This window comes from Streptomyces sp. NPDC020731 (assembly GCF_044334705.1).
Classification (GTDB): Bacteria; Actinomycetota; Actinomycetes; order Streptomycetales; family Streptomycetaceae; genus Streptomyces.
In genome coordinates, this window is the sequence record NZ_JBIRTN010000014.1 from 194,991 (window position 1) to 211,015 (window position 16,025).

The following is a 16,025-nucleotide window of genomic DNA, read 5'->3' on the forward strand; positions in this document are numbered from 1 at the left end:
GTCAGGCCACGCGGAACTGCTCGTCGCGGGCGTCGCTGAGGAACATCTGTCCCGGTGCGTGCGTGATGGCGAACGGCGGACGGGAGGCCATGACCGCGGCCTGCGGGGTCACCCCGCAGGCCCAGAACACCGGGATGTCGTCCGGCTCGAGGTCCACCGGGTCGCCGAAGTCCGGCCGGCCGAGGTCGTCGATGCCCAGCCCGAACGGGTCGCCGCAGTGCACGGGCCCGCCGTGCACCGCCGGCAGCAGACTGCTCTCCCGGATCGCCGCCGAGAGGTGCCGCGGCGGCACCGGCCGCATGGACACCACCATCGGCCCGCGCAGCCGCCCCGCCGGACGGCACTGCCAACTCGTCACGTACATGGGAACGTTGCGGCCCTGCTCGACGTGCCGGACCGGAACGCCCGCCGCCGTCAGCGCCCACTCGAACGTGAAGCTGCAGCCGATCAGGAACGACACCAGATCAGCGCGCCAGTGCGCCCGCACGTCCGTCGGCTCGTCCACCAGCTCGCCGTGCTCCCACACGCGGTAGCGCGGCAGATCGGTGCGCAGGTCCGCGTCCGCGGCGAGAACGGTGGTCGTGGACCCGGCGTCGGTGACGTCCAGGACCGGACAGGGCTTGGGGTTGCGCTGGCAGAACAGCAGCATGTCGTACGCCCAGTCGGCGGGCACCGAGATCAGATTGGCCTGCGTGTGCCCCGCGGCCACGCCGGCCGTGGGGCCCGCCAGCCCCTCCCGGAAACGGACGCGCGCCGTACGCGGGCTCCACGCGCGCGCGTGCGCGTCCACGAGCGTCACGGGGCGGTCGTCCACCACGGCCGGCGTGCGGTCGTCGGTGTGGTTCACTCCAGTTCCTTCCCGCGCGTCTCCGGCAGCCCCAGCAGCGCGAGCGCCGCGATGCCGTAGCCGATCGCACCGAAGACCAGCGCCCCGCCCACGCCCCAGCTGTCGGCCAGGAAGCCGACCGTCGTGGGGAAGACGGCGCCCACGGCACGTCCGGTGTTGTACGTGAAGCCCTGCCCCGTACCGCGCACCGCCGTCGGGTACAGCTCGCTCAGGTAGGAGCCGAAGCCGCTGAAGATCGCCGACATGCAGAATCCGAGCGGGAAACCGAGCACGAGGACCACGGTGTCGGCGCCGCTCGGGATGTTCGTGTACGCCATGACGCAGATCGCGGACAGCAGCGCGAACAGCCAGATGTTGCGCCGGCGGCCCAGCCGGTCGGTGAGGTAGCCGCCGGTCAGATAGCCGATGAAGGCACCCGAGATCAGGAACGTCAGATAGCCGCCGGTGCCGACGACCGACAGGTCGCGCTCCGTCTTCAGATAGGTCGGCACCCAGGTGGCGAGGGTGTAGTAGCCGCCCTGGACGCCGGTGGAGAGCAGCACGGCGAAGAGCGTGGTGCGCAGCAGACCCGGCGATCCCGGCCGGCTCCGCCGGAAGATCGCCGCGAACGATCCCTTCTGCGCGCTCTTCTCCCGCGCGGCGGCCGCCTCGGGCGCGTCCCGCACACTGCGCCGCACCCACACCACGAGCAGCGCCGGAAGCGCACCGGTCCAGAACATCACGCGCCAGGCCAGGTCGTCGCCGACCAACGAGAAGACCATCGTGTACACGATCACGGCCAGTGCCCAGCCGACGGCCCAGGAACTCTGGACCGCGCCGAGGGTGCGCCCCCGGTGCTTGGCGCTCGCGTACTCGGCGACCAGGATCGCGCCGACCGCCCACTCGCCGCCGAAGCCGAGACCCTGCAGCGCGCGGAACACCAGCAGCGTCTCGTAGTCGGGCGCGAAGCCGCAGGCCACGGTGAACACCGCGTACGTGATCACCGTCAGCAGCAGCGCCTTGACCCGGCCGATGCGGTCCGCCAGCACGCCGGCGAGGGCGCCGCCGACCGCGGAGACCACCAGGGTGACGGTCGTGAGCAGGCCGGTCTGGCCGCTGTTCAGACCGAAGTACGCGGACAGCGCGACCATCGTCAGCGGCAGCGTGAAGTAGTCGTACGAGTCCAGGGCATAGCCGCCGAACGCGCCTCCGAAGGCGCGTCGGCCGCGCGGTCCCAATGCGTGCAGCCAGCCGAACGCCCCGTCGTCGGGGGCGTGTTCGTGCGGTGCGGGGTGTGGGGTGTCGGTCAGGGCCCGCGATGGAGGGGTCGTGCTCATGGGCACCTCGCAGAAGGAGGACGGAGGGTGCGGGAAGGAGTGAGCCGTGCCACTGCCCAGCAAGGTAGAGGATCGTTGAACGATCCTTCAATACCCATGTTGTCTCGTTCTTCCGCGTGCGATTGAATTCCGGCATGGCAGAGCAGCTGAGCGGACTGGCCGACGACCGTGCCCTGTTGGGCCGTACCAGCACCGCAGAGCGGGTCGCGGACATTCTCAGAAGCCGCATCGCCGAGGGCTACTTCCCGCCCGGAACGCGGCTGTCGGAGGACAGCATCGGCGGCGCGCTCGGCGTCTCCCGCAACACGTTGCGTGAGGCGTTCCGGCTGCTCACGCACGAACGGCTGCTCGTCCACGAGCTGAACCGGGGAGTGTTCGTCCGGGTGCTGACCGTCGAGGACGTCGAGGACATCTACCGCACCCGCCGGCTCGTCGAGTGTGCCGTCGTACGCGGGCTCGGTGACCCGCCCTACGCGCTCGACGCGCTCGCCGGGGTGGTGGAACAGGGGCGCGCGGCGGCGCGCGAAGGTGACTGGAAAGGCGTGGGTACGGCCAACATCCACTTCCACCGGGAGCTGGTGGCCCTCGCCGCCAGTGAGCGCACGGACGAGTTGATGCGCAGCGTCTTCGCCGAACTGCGGCTCGCCTTCCACGTGGTGGACGAGCCCCGGCAGCTGCACGAACCGTACATCGCCCGTAATGTCGGGATTCTCCAGGCTTTGCGGGACGGGGACCGCGACAAGGCCGAGACGCTGCTGGCGGCCTACCTCGAGGTCTCTCTGGAACGGGTCGTCGAGGTGTACCGGCGGCGCGTCGGCGAGGACGGCCAGGACGGCCGGCCGGCGGTGTGACGATCGTCGCGCCGGGGCGCAACCCGGTCGTTTGGGTCGTTGTCAGACCGAGGACCTAGTCTGTGCACCGTGACTTCGCCTGCATCGACGGACAGCGTTCCGCCCCAGCTCAGCGCGGGGCCGCGGCCCGCGCAGGGCCCGGCCGCCGACGAAGGGCTGGCGCGGCGGCTGCGCGCGCTCGCATGCACCGCGCCGCTGCACGACCTCGACGCGCGCAAGGCCAACCTCGCCGGTGAGTACTCGGTGTACGGCATGGCGGAGATCGCCCTCGCGGGCATCGACCTCGTCACCCTGAACATGGACTTCGACACGGGCGCGGACCACGACCAGATAGTCGCCCGGCTCGTCCCGCGCATCGCCGCCCAGGCCCCGCGCCGCCCCGCCGCCGAACACGAGCGGGTGGCCCGCTGGGTCCTGGAGAACCTGATCAACGTCGGCAGCGTCGACCGCGGCTTCCGCGCGGTGTACGGCGTGTTCGGCGCGGACGGCACCTATGTCCGCCGCGACTACGACTTCAAATTGATCGAGGAGGTCCCCGGCCCTGGCGGCACGGTGTACCTGCGGACCACCGACGAGGCGGTCAACGTCCTGGTCGGCGCCCTGGACACCGATGTCACCAGCGCGCAGATCGCCGCCGAGGTCAAACTGGAGGTGCTGATCAGCCGGGGCAGGCTCGCCGACGCCCAGCTCGCCGCCGAGCAGGCCCGCTACCGGACCGTGCAGTACTCCGAGACCCTGCGCCGCGCCCTGGACGCCACCCGCCGCAACGTCCGCGCGGTGGACTGGCTGAGCGCCGTACCCGACATGATCGCCGAGGCCCTCGACCACGTGGCGGACCGCTACCGCCACGAGAACGCGATCCTCACCAACATCCGCAAGGCCCGCGACGAGTCCGAGGACCCCGAGCACAAGCGCCGGGCCGCCGAGCTGGTGGACATCGTCAAGGACTGCATCCGGCGCCACACCCAGCTGCAGTCCCGGCTGCTGGAGGCCGGCCCGCTGTTCCGCGCCGAACAGGACCGGCAGGCCTTCGCCACCCCCACGTCGGCCTCGGGCACCGACCTCTACGGCCACCTCCTCGCGCCCCTGCTGCCGCTGCCTGTGGAGCGGGCGGTCCGGGCCACCGACGCCTTCTTCACCCACGGCACCGGACTGCGCACCCCGGTGTCCGTCCGGGTCGCCGACCTCGTCGAGATCCTGCTGACACCGCCCGTGGAGCGGGAACACCTCGGCGCCGAGATGCCCGAGCCCGAGCTGATCGCCACGCCCGACGACAGCCGCTTCAGCGAGGAACAGCTGGCGGCCGCCACGGAGCTGCTGGACCTGCCGGCCGACGCACCGCGCCGGCTCTCCGGACTGCTTGCCGAGGCCCGCCGTCAGGACCCCGAACTGCCCTACCTGGTCGCCCTGCTGGCCATCCACGCAGCCAGCCCCCCGGTCGGCACCGCCTACCGCCAGGGCGAGCGGAAGCTGCTGTTCGCCGTGGACGACGGAACCGCCCTCGACGACCCCGAGTTCGGCGGCGCCGACCTCGTCGTCGGCACGGCCCTGCTGGACGCGGCGGGGATGGCCGCGGACCGGTCGGAGGCGGCATGACGGAGGAAGCAGTCCGCACCGAGGTGTCCCAGAGCGAGGAGTCCCGACCGTGACCGAGCACGCCGAGTGGAGTGAGCCGGAGGCCGTGGCCGCACCGGCGAGCGCCACCGTCACACCCGCCGACGCCGCCGACGCGGCGCGGCTCGTCGCCTTCGGCCTCCAGCCCAAGCTCCAGCCCGCCCGCGACCAGGAGTACGCGGACCTGCTGCGCCGCTACCGCGAGGACCCGCCGTTCGCACGGCTCGCCGACGCCGTGGCCACCGGCCTCGGACTGATCGTGCTGGAGGTGTCCCCGCGCGCGGGCATGGCCGTCACCGCCGCCGAGGACTCCGTCTTCGCCGTCCGCATGGGCGACTACGCGCGCCGCACCTCCGCCGACGGCGGCGACAGGTTCCTGCACGGGCTCGCCCACCTCGCCGTCGCGGCCATGGCCTTCCCACGCCCCGAGGACCTCGCCGACGACGGTTACATCGGGCGCGTCACCGTCAACGGCGTCGACGCCTTCGTCCGCCAGGCCTGCCACCGGCTGGAGGAGCGAGCCGCGGAGCAGGGCGAGAACACCGACCCGGCCAGCGACGCCCCCGGCCTGGAGGCCGCGTGGCGGATCTGGGCCAGACGCAGCTCGACCGGCGCCACCAAGGACGCACGCCGGCTCGCGGGATCGACCACCGGCATCGTCGCCAAGGCCGTCGGCTTCCTCACCGACTCCGGCTTCCTGCAGCGCACCGGCGACGACAACGGCGGCACGTACCGCACCACGGCCCGCTACCAGCTCCAGGTCCGCGACATGGCGGGCGCCGCCGCCATGGCCGAGCTGCTGGAGCTGGGCGTCGTCCCGGTCACCGACGGGACGCCCACCCTGCTGCCGCCCGAGGACGGCGACGACCTGGAGCTGGTCGCCGACGCCGGCCTGCCGTTCCACTCCGCCTGAGTCCCCGTCTCACGAAGCCACACGAGAGTCCGCCATGTACGAGCTGTCCCGGGTCCGCCTCTACTCCATCGGGCCGGCCGGTGCGCGCTACGCCGACACCGTGCTCGACCTGCGCGGTGTCGGCGGGGCCGTGCCCGACCCCGCGCCGACGCAGGCGGAGTTCTTCCAGGAGGAGCCCGTCGGCCCGCCGCGTCGGCCGGCGCCCGCCGGGGTGCTCTTCCTGGAGAACGGCGGCGGCAAGTCGGTCCTGCTGAAGCTGATCTTCTCCGTGATGCTCCCGGGCCACCGCAACACCCTCGGCGGCGCCAGCTCAGGTGTGCTGCGCAAGTTCCTGCTCGCCGACGACTGCGGCCATGTGGCGCTGGAGTGGCAGCACGTGCAGACCGGCGAGTGCGTCGTCGTCGGCAAGGTCAGCGAGTGGCGGGGCCGCCAGGTCTCCAACGACCCGAGGAAGTTCGCCGAGGCCTGGTACTCCTTCCGGCCCGGCCCCGGTCTCAGCCTGGACAACCTCCCCGTCGCGGAGTCCACGGCCGTACGGCCGCCCGTCGAGGGCCAGTCGGGCGCGCGGGGACGGCGCCGCACCATGAAGGGCTTCCGGGACGCCCTCACGGAGGCCGGCAAGAACTACCCGCACCTGGAGGCGCACTGGGAGGAGACCCACGAGCGCTGGACCGAACACCTCGGCGACCTGGGACTCGACCCCGAACTCTTCCGCTACCAGCGGGAAATGAACGCCGACGAGGGTGAGGCCGCCGGCCTCTTCGCGGTCAAGAAGGACTCCGACTTCACCGACCTGCTGCTCCGTGCCGTCACCGACACCCGGGACACCGACGGACTCGCCGACCTGGTCGGCGGCTTCGGCAACAAGCTGGGCCGGCGCGCCGAACTGATCGCCGAACGCGATTTCACCGCCGGGTCCGTCGATCTGCTGGGCCGGATCGTCGAGGCCACCGGGACCCGCACCCGCGCGCGGGAGATCCACACCGCCGCCGAGCGCCGCACCCGCACCCTGGCCCGCAGGCTCTCCGCGCGCGGCGCCCAGGAACGCGTCCGCTCGGCCGACCTGGCGCAACGGGTCACCGCCGCCGCGTACTCCGTCACCCATGCCGAGTCGGCACGCGAGCACAGCGCGCTGATCTCCGCCGAACTCGCCTACCGGCACGCCTCCCTGGCGCTCGCCGCCACCGAGAAGTCCGCCGCCGCCCAGAAACGCGAACTCGCCGACGCGCGCACCCTGTACTCGGCCTGGCAGGCCGCCGAGGTCGTGCTGCGGCACCGCGCCGCCGCCGACCGCGTCGCCCGTGTGTCCGCCGCGATCCAGGAGGCCGAGCGGGACGCGGCCCCCGCGCTGGCCGCGCGCGCCAAGGCCGCCGTCGACCTGGTACGCGCCCTGCACGCGGCGGCGCAGAACGCCGAGAACCTCGCCAACGAGGAGGAGGAGCGGTCCGCCGCCCTCCAGGAGGTCGGCGACGGTGCCCACCGCGACTCCACCGCCGCCGCCACCGAGGCACAGCGGGCCCGCAGCGAGGTCGGGCACCTGCGACAGCGGCTCACCGAGGTCGAGCAGGAGACCGCCGAGGCCGTGCGGGCCGGCTGGCTCGACGACAGCGCCCCCGACGCCGACCCCGCAAGGGCCGCCCTCGCGGCCAGCGACGCCGAGAAGACGGCGGTCGCCGCCTGGGACACCGCTCGTGAGGTGGCCCGTCGGGCCACCGAGCACGCGCGGGAGGCGGCCGCCGCCGAGAGCCGCGCGGAACTCACCGCGGCTCGCGCGGCGGACGCGGCCATGGCGGCCGAGCGCGCCCACGAGGGCGAGCGCCGCACGGCCGAGGCCCTCGCCGCCGAGCAGCGGCTGGCGGAACTGCTGAGCCTGCCGGGGGTTGCCGGCAGGCGGCGGGCGAATGTGCCGGGCCGGCGCACGGACGCGGACCGCGTGGTGGGTGATGCCGACGCCGGGTCCTCCCTCGACGAGGGCGCCCTGACCGCCGAGGAACTCGACCGCTTCGCCGACGAGCTGCGCGAACTGCTCGACGACGCCGTCTCCTCCGCCGAGCGGCAGCTGTTCGACCTGCGGACCGCCGCCGCGGACGACGCCCGTATCCTCGGCGCCCTCGGCGACGGCGGGCTGCTGCCGCCCGGCCCGGACGTGCTGGCGACGGTCGAGTTCCTCGGCGAGCACGGCATCCCGGCACTCCCGGGGTGGCGCTACCTCGCGCAGGCCGTCGACCCGGCCGACCACGCGCGCGTGCTGGCCGCCCGCCCCGAGCTGGTCGACGGCGTCGTCATCACCGACCCGGACTCCCACCTCCGTGCCCGCGAGGCACTGAGCGACGCCGCCCTGCTGCCCCGGTCGGCCGTCGCCGTCGGCACCGCCGCCGCCCTGCTCGCCCCCACCCCCGCGCCGGCCACGGACACCGGGGACGTCTTCCTCGTACCGCCGAACCCGGCCATGCACGACGAGCACGCCGCCGACGAGGAACGGCGGACACTGCGCACGCGGGCGACGGAGCGGGACGAGGAGATCCGCGCTCTCGCCGCCCGGCTCGGCAAGGACCGGGAGCTGGCCGCGCGGCTCGCCTCCTGGCGCACCGGCTGCCCCGCCGGGCGGCTCACGGAGCTGGCCGGTACGGCCCACGAGGCGCGGGCGTTCGCCGAGGAGTCCGAGGCCGAGCTGGCCGAGGCGCGCACCGTGCGGGTGGAGGCCGAGGAGGCCGCCGCCGAGGCCGTCAGCGTCCGTGACGAGCGGCAGGAAGCCGCGCAGAAGGCCCGGCGCGCGGCCGACGCCCTCGCCGGACTCGCGTTCCGGCTGCGCGAACGGGCCGGCTGGCAGGTCAAACTGCGCGAACTGGCCGACGACGCGACCGAGGCGGAGGCCCGCGCCCAGACCTGCCTGGAACGGGCGCGCGCCGCCGACGAGGACCGGCGCGGCGCCCAGCGAGCCGCCGACGACGCCCGGCGCACCGCACGTGCGCTGCGCGCCGAGCGCTCCGAGATCGCGGGCGCCCCCGACGACGTGCCCGAGGACGGCACCGGAGCGCCGCAGGCGTCCCTGCCCGCCCTGCGCGAGGCCTACCGCGCCGCGTCCCAGGTGTACGAGAAAGTCGGCGTCGGCGCCGATCTGCGCGCCGAACAGGCCCGCGCGGAGAGCGACGAGAGCGCCGCCCGAGCCGAACTGGACCGGCTCAGCAACAAGGTCCGCACCCGCGCGGAGCAGCTGCTCCAGTCGCCCGACGGCTCCGACGGACCCAGCCGGCAGTCCGCCGCCGCCCGCGCCGAGGAGCTGGTGCAGCTCCTGGAGACCCGCATGTCCAGCGCGAGCGAGCAGCTCGGACGGCTGCGCGGCGAGGCCGAACGGCTCGCGCCCGAGGACGGCGAGGCACACACCGAACTCCCCGAGGAGCTGGTGCCGCGCGACGCCGAGCACGCACAGGCCCTCCTGCGCACCGCCACCACCGAACTCGCCTCCCGCAGCGAGGCCTTGAGCCAGACCCGGGAAGCCCACGCCGAATTGCTCGACGCGCACCGCGCCGCCGAGGACGCGGCCGGCGGCTTCGACGAGATCGCCGCCATGCTCCGCGAACACGCTCCCGAGGAGGAGCAGGAGCAGCCCGAGCCCTACCCGGGCGGCCTGGACGAGGCCCGGCAGTCCGCCGTCGAGTCCCGCCGTTCGCTGCGCGGCTGCGCCGCCGACCTGTCCGCCGCCGAGTCCGCCGTGCGCGAGGCGAGCGACATCCTCGTCCGGCACGCCAACTCCACGCGCTACGAGCAGGTCCGCACCCCCGCGCGGCAGCAGATCCGCGAGCTGCCCGCTTCCGCGCTGCCCGAGCACGCCCAGAAGTGGGCGGACGCCTTCGCCCCCCGGCTGCGGGTCCTCACCGACGAGCTGGAGCAGCTGGAGCGCAACCGCGACTCGATCGTGGACCGGCTGCGAGGCCTGGTCGAGTCCGCCCTCGCCACCCTCCGCTCCGCCCAGCGGCTGTCCCGGCTGCCGGAAGGCCTCGGGGAGTGGTCCGGTCAGGAGTTCCTGCGCATCCGCTTCGAGGAACCCGACCAGGCCACCCTCACCGAGCGGCTCGGCGAGGTCGTCGACGAGGCGACCCGGGCGGCCGTCAAGAAGAACTCCGACCTGCGGCGCGACGGCATGTCCCTGCTGCTGCGCGGGGTCGCCGCCGCCCTCCAGCCGAAGGGCATCGCCGTCGAGATCCTCAAGCCCGACGCGGTACTGCGCGCCGAACGCGTACCCGTCGGTCAGATGGGTGACGTGTTCTCCGGCGGCCAGCTGCTCACCGCGGCCATCGCTTTGTACTGCACGATGGCCGCGCTGCGCTCCAACGACCGGGGCCGGGACAAGCACCGCCACGCCGGCACGCTGTTCCTGGACAATCCCATCGGCCGCGCCAACGCCACCTACCTCCTGGAGCTCCAGCGCGCGGTCGCCGACGCGCTGGGCGTCCAGCTGCTGTACACCACCGGTCTGTTCGACACGACGGCGCTCGCGGAGTTCCCGCTGGTCATCCGGCTGCGGAACGACGCCGACCTGCGGGCCGGCCTGAAGTACATCAGTGTGGAGGAACATCTCCGGCCGGGGCTTCCCCAGCAGGCCCCGGCCGAGGAGGCGCACAGCGAGATCACGGCGACCCGTATGTTCAAGCGGCCCGCGGCGGAGAGCGGCTGATCAGGCGTCACCCTGGCGCGGCTCAGAAGCCGTAGCCCATGCGCCGGGACAGCTCGGCCGCCGCCGTCGCCGTCCGGCTGCCCAACTCGGGCAGCAGGTCCGCACGCAGTCGGTACACCGGCCCCGAGACGCTGATCGCCGCGATCACCGTGCCGTCGTGCGAGCGGACCGGCGCCGCGACGGCCGCGAGACCCAGCTCCAGTTCCTCGAGCGTGGCGGCGTACCCGCGCTCGATCACCGTCTCCAGCTCACCGCGCAACTGCGGCGCCGTGGTGACCGTCCGCTCCGTGAACCGGCGCAGCGGGCGCGTGAGGTGGCCCTCACGGACGGCGGGTGCCAGGTGGGCCAGGAACACCTTGCCGCCGGCGGTGGCGTGCAGCGGGGTGCGCCTGCCGAGCCAGTTCTGCGCGGTGACCGACGCCGTGCCCCGGGCCTGCATGATGTTGACGGCGGCGGCGTCGTCCAGCACCGCTATGTTCACCGTCTCGCCCAGCTCGTCGGCGAGCTCCCGGCACACCGGGACACCCTCCTGAGAGATGTCCAGCCGCACGGCAGCCGCGCCCGCGAGGCGCAGCACACCGGCACCCAGCTGGTACTTGCCGCGGTCCTTCGTCTGGGTCACAAGACCGCGGTTCTCCAGGACACCGAGCAGCCGGAAGGCCGTGGACCTGTGCACGCCCAGTTCGCCGGCGATCTCCGTGACACCCGCTTCGCCGTGCCGCGCCAGGATTTCCAGCACGCTCACCGCACGGTCCACCGACTGCACGGCACTCGTCGTGCCTCTCCCGTTCCCCCCGGGCTGTTTCCGCTCGCCGGTCATGGCTCGGCTCTCACCATCTGTCGGCCCGGTGCGGACCGACGCCGGTCACCCTCGCTGCGCCGGTCACCCGTCCGGGAATTGTTGCGCGCCACGTCTGCAGGCGCGGCATACGCAACAACAGCCTACCCAGAGCCCGTGTTCCGATGAGCGCGCCGTCAGGGGTGCGACAGTTGCCCGGCTCCACCCCTCCGGCGTATTCGCGCCTGCGTCCGCTGGGCGGCCCGCTGCTGACGGCGGGCACGGCGCCGCTCGCGCCGCAGGGCCCGCGCGGTGCTGCTGGGCGCGGACACCACGCCATTGCGCTGATTCCAGACCTGGCGGGTCACCCAGACGTCCAGGGCTCCCCAGGTCGCCAGGATCGTACTGACGACACTGCTGATGACCATGGGGAACGCCAGCCAGGACCCGGCCAGCGTGCACAGGAAGGCCACCATGGCCTGAATCAGCGTCACCGCGATGATGAGCACCGCCCGCACGGCCGCCGTCCGTACCGGATCCGGCAACCGGCGCCGCCGGGCCGGCTCCTCGACCCACAGCGGCCGGTAGGAGCCCTTCCCGCTGAAGCCGCCGTACTCGCCGGTGCTCCCTCTGGTCTCCCGCACCGCGGCGCCGTCGCGGCCCTCGCGCGCCGCCCCACGCCCGGACGCGGCTGCACCGGGTCCGGGCGCCCCGGCACCCGACCGCGTTCTCACCTGCGCCGCCGCGCCCTCCTCGGGTGCCTCGCGCCGCTCCGCCGTGCCCATCAACGTGTCACTCCCCACCGCCAGCAGACCGCTCACTCGTGTCCGAAGACCCGGTTCTCCAGTGGCTGCCCGGCTTGCGCTGTTCTACGCCGCCCAGGTGCGGGACACGGCTCTTGTGGCCGATTCCGCCCCCATTTCCCACAGAGAAGGACGAACGGCACGTCGCGAAGATTCCCGACGAGGAAAGAAATCGGCCAACCATCCCCGCGCTTCCGGGAGATCGGCTCGAGGGACGCACCCCCGATTCCGGGAGGCAATCTCCCGCAATGCCCGGACAACTCGCCATCTCACGCCCTCGGTGCGGAACTACAGCTTCCGGACGGCTCTTCGAGTTCACCCCGGCGCGGTAGTAGGCTCGCGCCGTTTGTTGACGCACATGTGTACCCCCGGCCGGTCGGGGGCGAGCTGGGGGAGGCCATGCGCTTTCGCGGGAAGTCCATCCGCCGGAAGATCGTGGCGCTGCTTCTCGTGCCGCTGTTGTCCCTGACGACGATCTGGGCCTTCACCACGGTGCTCACGGGCCGCGAGGCAAGCCATCTGTTCGACGTGTCGTCGGTGATGGAGGAGGTCGGCTACCCCGTCGAGGACACCGTCCGCGTCCTCCAGCAGGAGCGCAGGCAGACCCTCGTCTATCTCGCCGACCCCCGCGCCTCCGACGGCCTCGCCGCACTCCGGCGCAGTCGCTCCGCCACCGACGACGCAGTCGCCGGCGTCCGCAGGAGCGCGGCGAACGCCGATGTGCGCGAGGCCATGCACGGGGACTCCGGCGAGCTGAGTGCGGTAATGGACTCCTTCGAGGGCATCGAGTCCCTGCGCCGCAGCGTCGAGGACGGCACCGTCAACCGCTCCCAGGCCCTCGACCTCTATAACCGGCTGGTCGACCCGTGCTACATCCTGCTGGCCAATCTGCATGTGGTCGACGACGTCGAGCTTGACAAGCAGTACCGCGCCCTTGTCAATCTCGCCCGCGCCCGCGAACTGCTCTCCCGCGAGGACGCCCTGCTCGGCTCCGCACTGATCGTCGGCAAACTCTCCCGTGCCGAAGTACGGGACATCTCCGACCTCGTGGCCCAGCGCACCCTGATGTACGACGCCGGTCTGCCGCAGCTGCCCGCGTCCGAGCGCGACCGCTACGAGGCCTTCTGGAAGAACGCCGCGTCCGCCCCGCTGCGCGTGGGCGAGGAGGCCGCCGTCTCCTCGGGCACCGGGACCCCCCGCGGGATCACGGCCAAGGGCTGGGACATCGCCGCCGGCAATGTGCTCTCCGAACTCGGCGCCCTCAACGACCAGGCCGCCGACCGCTACCAGGACCGCGTCCGACCCGTCGCCGTGGACGTCATCGCCCAGGCCGTCATCGCCGGGGTCCTCGGACTGATCGCCCTCCTGGTCTCCCTCGTCCTCTCCGTGCGCGTGGGCCGCGGACTCATCCGGGACCTCCGGCAGCTGCGCCTGGAGGCCCACGAGGCGTCGGGCGTGCGGCTGCCCAGCGTGATGCGCCGTCTCTCGGCGGGTGAACAGGTCGACGTCGAGACCGAGGTCCCGCGCCTGGAGTACGACAAGAACGAGATGGGAGAAGTCGGCCAGGCCCTCAACACCCTCCAGCGTGCCGCCGTGGAGGCTGCCGTCAAACAGGCCGAACTGCGCGCCGGTGTCTCCGAGGTGTTCGTCAACCTCGCCCGCCGCAGCCAGGTCCTGCTGCACAAGCAGCTCACCCTGCTGGACACCATGGAACGCCGAACCGAGGACACCGAGGAACTCGCCGACCTGTTCCGGCTGGACCACCTCACCACCCGCATGCGCCGGCACGCCGAGGGCCTGGTGATCCTCTCCGGCGCCGCGCCCTCCCGGCAGTGGCGCAAGCCCGTCCAGCTCATGGACGTCGTACGCGCCTCCGTCGCCGAGGTCGAGGACTACGAACGCATCGAGGTCCGCCGACTGCCGAGGGTCGCCGTCACCGGTCCGGCCGTCGCCGACCTCACCCACCTCGTGGCCGAACTGCTGGAGAACGCCACGGTGTTCTCCCCGCCGCACACCGCCGTCCAGGTCCTCGGTGAGCGTGTGGCCAACGGGTTCACCCTGGAGATCCACGACCGCGGGCTCGGTATGGCGGCCGACGCCCTTCTGGACGCCAACCTCAGACTCGCCGAGACCCCCGAGTTCGAGCTCTCCGACACCGACCGGCTCGGACTGTTCGTGGTCAGCCGCCTCGCCCAGCGTCAGAACGTCCGCGTCTCCCTGCAGCCCTCCCCGTACGGCGGCACCACAGCGGTCGTCTTCATCCCCGACGCATTGCTGACGGACGACGTTCCGGACACCAACGGCGTCGGCTTCCGCCTCGACCGCCCCCGGCGCTCCACGGACCGCGAACCGGAGGAGAGCCGCCGCGCCGCGCTCTCCCAGGTGCCCGTGCAGCTGCCCCGGCTCCCCGCCTCACTGCTGGACGGACCGGTCGAACTGGAAGCCCCCGTCGGCCTGGACGCACTCGACGACTTCCCCGGCGCCCCGGGCGACGGGGACAGCCGGCGCGGCGGCCTCTTCCGCCCCCGCCGCTCTCCCACCGGCACCCAGGAGGAGCGGCCCGGCCGCGAGCGCCATCAGCAGACCCCCGGCACGCCCGAGGGCGCGGACCAGGGCGGGGACGACCGGAGCGCCCCGGTCCCGCTGGCCCGCAGGAGAGCACCCAAACTGGTCAGCTCCCACGGTCGCCCGGTCCGCGACACGCGCACCCGTGCGGAGCGCACGGACGAGGAGGGCGCGCCCGCAGCGTCCACCCGGCCCGAGCTGGAAGCAGCGTCTCCGCTGCCCGCCCGCCGCGGGGAGGACTCTTCGGGACGCCGGGGCTCCGGCCGCCCGGGTGCGGAGACACTGTCCCCGCTCCCGGCGCGCCGTCGCACCGAACGGCTCTCCTTCGACGCCGAGCGTGAGCAACCGGACGCGGAGCCACTGCCTCCGCTGCCCGCCCGCCGACGGGGCCCCGACCCCTCCCGCCCCATGACCGGAGACGGGGACCAGGGGGAGGCTCCGGCGCCCTCCGGCCCCGTGCGCGACGACCGGCCGGAGCCCTCTGCCGGTCTTCCCCGGCGCACCCGCCGCACCGCCCCCGCGGCGAGCGGCCCTGACGACTCCTCGCCGGCCGCGGGCGGCACGGACACCGACGCCGCACAACCCGGCGGGTCGCTGCCCCGGCGCGTACGGCAGGCCAGCCTCGCCCCGCAGCTCAAGCGCAGTGCCGAACCGCGGAACGAGGACAGGGCCCGGCCCGTTGAACGGGATGCCGACGAAGTCCGCAGCCGCATGGCCTCGCTCCAGCGGGGCTGGCAGCGCGGACGCGAGGAGAACGCCGCCGGCGACGAAGCCGACAGCGGCACAGCACCACGACGAACGACAGAGGGGGACGGTCGATGACCGCACCGAGGGCCACCGGCCACACCACGACCGACAAGGGGGAGCTGAACTGGCTCCTCGACGACCTGGTCGACCGCGTCGCCAGCATCCGCAAGGCGATCGTGCTCTCCGGCGACGGCCTGCCCACGGGCGCGTCGAAGGACCTCACCCGGGAGGACAGCGAGCATCTGGCCGCCGTCGCCTCCGGCTTCCACAGCCTCGCCAAGGGCGTGGGCCGCCACTTCGAGGCCGGTGACGTCCGTCAGACCGTCGTCGAACTCGACGAGGCGTTCCTCTTCGTCACCGCCGCCGGCGACGGCAGCTGCCTCGCGGTCCTCGCGGACGCCGACTCGGACGTCGGACAGGTCGCCTACGAGATGACGCTTCTCGTGAAGCGGGTCGGTGTGCATCTGGGCGCCGCCGCGCGTACCGATCTGCCCTCGGGCGGGTAGTGGGATGACATGAGCGCTGACGGTCAGGGTAGAAGCCACTGGTTCGACGACGAGGCCGGACCGGTCGTCCGTCCGTACGCCATGACGCGGGGCCGCACCACCAGTGCGGCCCAGCACCGCCTCGACCTGATCGCGGTGGTCGTCACGGAGCCGCACGCGGACGATCCGGAGGCCGATCCCACGCTCTCCCCGGAGCATGTGGACATCGTCGAACTGTGCCGCGACACCTCGCAGACGGTCGCCGAACTCTCCGCCGAACTCGATCTGCCGATCGGAGTGGTCCGGGTCCTCGTCGGAGATCTCGTGGAATCGGAATTGGTCCATGTGAACCGGCCAGTACCCCCGGCCGAGCTGCCGGACGAGGGTATTCTGCGCGACGTGATCAACGGCCTCCGGGCGCTGTGACCGGC

11 protein-coding genes are annotated in these 16,025 nt (G+C 73.1%); 7 read left to right on the forward strand and 4 right to left on the reverse strand.

Translation table 11 applies throughout. The features are described from left to right. Position 1 precedes the first annotated feature (1 nt). Together ACH4VX_RS22760 and ACH4VX_RS22765 are read right to left on the reverse strand one after the other, a co-directional pair. Positions 2-847, reverse strand: coding sequence for a putative hydro-lyase (locus tag ACH4VX_RS22760; RefSeq protein ID WP_398369544.1), 846 nt, complete (start codon positions 845-847; stop codon positions 2-4). Further along, entirely contained in the window at positions 844-2,163 is a 1,320-nt protein-coding gene (locus tag ACH4VX_RS22765) for an MFS transporter (protein WP_398369546.1), read from the reverse strand. Before ACH4VX_RS22765 ends, ACH4VX_RS22760 begins: the two co-directional genes overlap by 4 nt. Before the next feature lie 134 nt (positions 2,164-2,297). On the opposite strand from ACH4VX_RS22765, the gene ACH4VX_RS22770 reads away from it, so the two are divergent. The 4 genes from ACH4VX_RS22770 to ACH4VX_RS22785 all read left to right on the forward strand — a co-directional run bounded on the left by ACH4VX_RS22770 (position 2,298) and on the right by ACH4VX_RS22785 (position 10,216). Then, on the forward strand, positions 2,298-3,014 hold the full coding sequence (locus ACH4VX_RS22770) for a GntR family transcriptional regulator (protein ID WP_398369548.1): 717 nt from the start codon (positions 2,298-2,300) through the stop codon (positions 3,012-3,014). A gap of 69 nt (positions 3,015-3,083) precedes the next feature. Next, positions 3,084-4,610: a hypothetical protein gene (locus tag ACH4VX_RS22775; protein WP_398369549.1), complete on the forward strand. Its 1,527-nt coding sequence runs from the start codon at positions 3,084-3,086 to the stop codon at positions 4,608-4,610. A gap of 49 nt (positions 4,611-4,659) precedes the next feature. Next, positions 4,660-5,541: a hypothetical protein gene (locus ACH4VX_RS22780; RefSeq protein ID WP_398369551.1), complete on the forward strand. Its 882-nt coding sequence runs from the start codon at positions 4,660-4,662 to the stop codon at positions 5,539-5,541. A 34-nt stretch (positions 5,542-5,575) separates the two neighbouring features. Next, entirely contained in the window at positions 5,576-10,216 is a 4,641-nt protein-coding gene (locus ACH4VX_RS22785) for a hypothetical protein (RefSeq protein ID WP_398369552.1), read from the forward strand. Positions 10,217-10,238: 22 nt separating this feature from the next. On the opposite strand, the gene ACH4VX_RS22790 is transcribed toward ACH4VX_RS22785, so the two are convergent. Together ACH4VX_RS22790 and ACH4VX_RS22795 are read right to left on the reverse strand one after the other, a co-directional pair. Then, positions 10,239-11,036: an IclR family transcriptional regulator gene (locus tag ACH4VX_RS22790; RefSeq protein ID WP_398369553.1), complete on the reverse strand. Its 798-nt coding sequence runs from the start codon at positions 11,034-11,036 to the stop codon at positions 10,239-10,241. A gap of 155 nt (positions 11,037-11,191) precedes the next feature. Beyond that, positions 11,192-11,779: a hypothetical protein gene (locus tag ACH4VX_RS22795; protein ID WP_398369555.1), complete on the reverse strand. Its 588-nt coding sequence runs from the start codon at positions 11,777-11,779 to the stop codon at positions 11,192-11,194. Between the two features lie 417 nt (positions 11,780-12,196). Here ACH4VX_RS22795 and ACH4VX_RS22800 point away from each other — a divergent pair, with 417 nt between their 5' ends. From ACH4VX_RS22800 to ACH4VX_RS22810, 3 genes are read left to right on the forward strand one after another with little or no spacing between them, the layout of a single operon-like run. Then, positions 12,197-15,184: a nitrate- and nitrite sensing domain-containing protein gene (locus ACH4VX_RS22800; protein ID WP_398369557.1), complete on the forward strand. Its 2,988-nt coding sequence runs from the start codon at positions 12,197-12,199 to the stop codon at positions 15,182-15,184. Next, on the forward strand, positions 15,181-15,615 hold the full coding sequence (locus ACH4VX_RS22805) for a roadblock/LC7 domain-containing protein (protein ID WP_398369559.1): 435 nt from the start codon (positions 15,181-15,183) through the stop codon (positions 15,613-15,615). The genes ACH4VX_RS22800 and ACH4VX_RS22805 overlap by 4 nt, the downstream gene beginning before the upstream one ends. Before the next feature lie 9 nt (positions 15,616-15,624). Further along, positions 15,625-16,020 carry a DUF742 domain-containing protein gene (locus ACH4VX_RS22810; RefSeq protein WP_398369561.1) on the forward strand — a complete coding sequence of 132 codons (396 nt, stop codon included), beginning with the start codon at positions 15,625-15,627 and terminating at the stop codon, positions 16,018-16,020. The last annotated feature ends 5 nt before the right edge of the window (positions 16,021-16,025 follow it).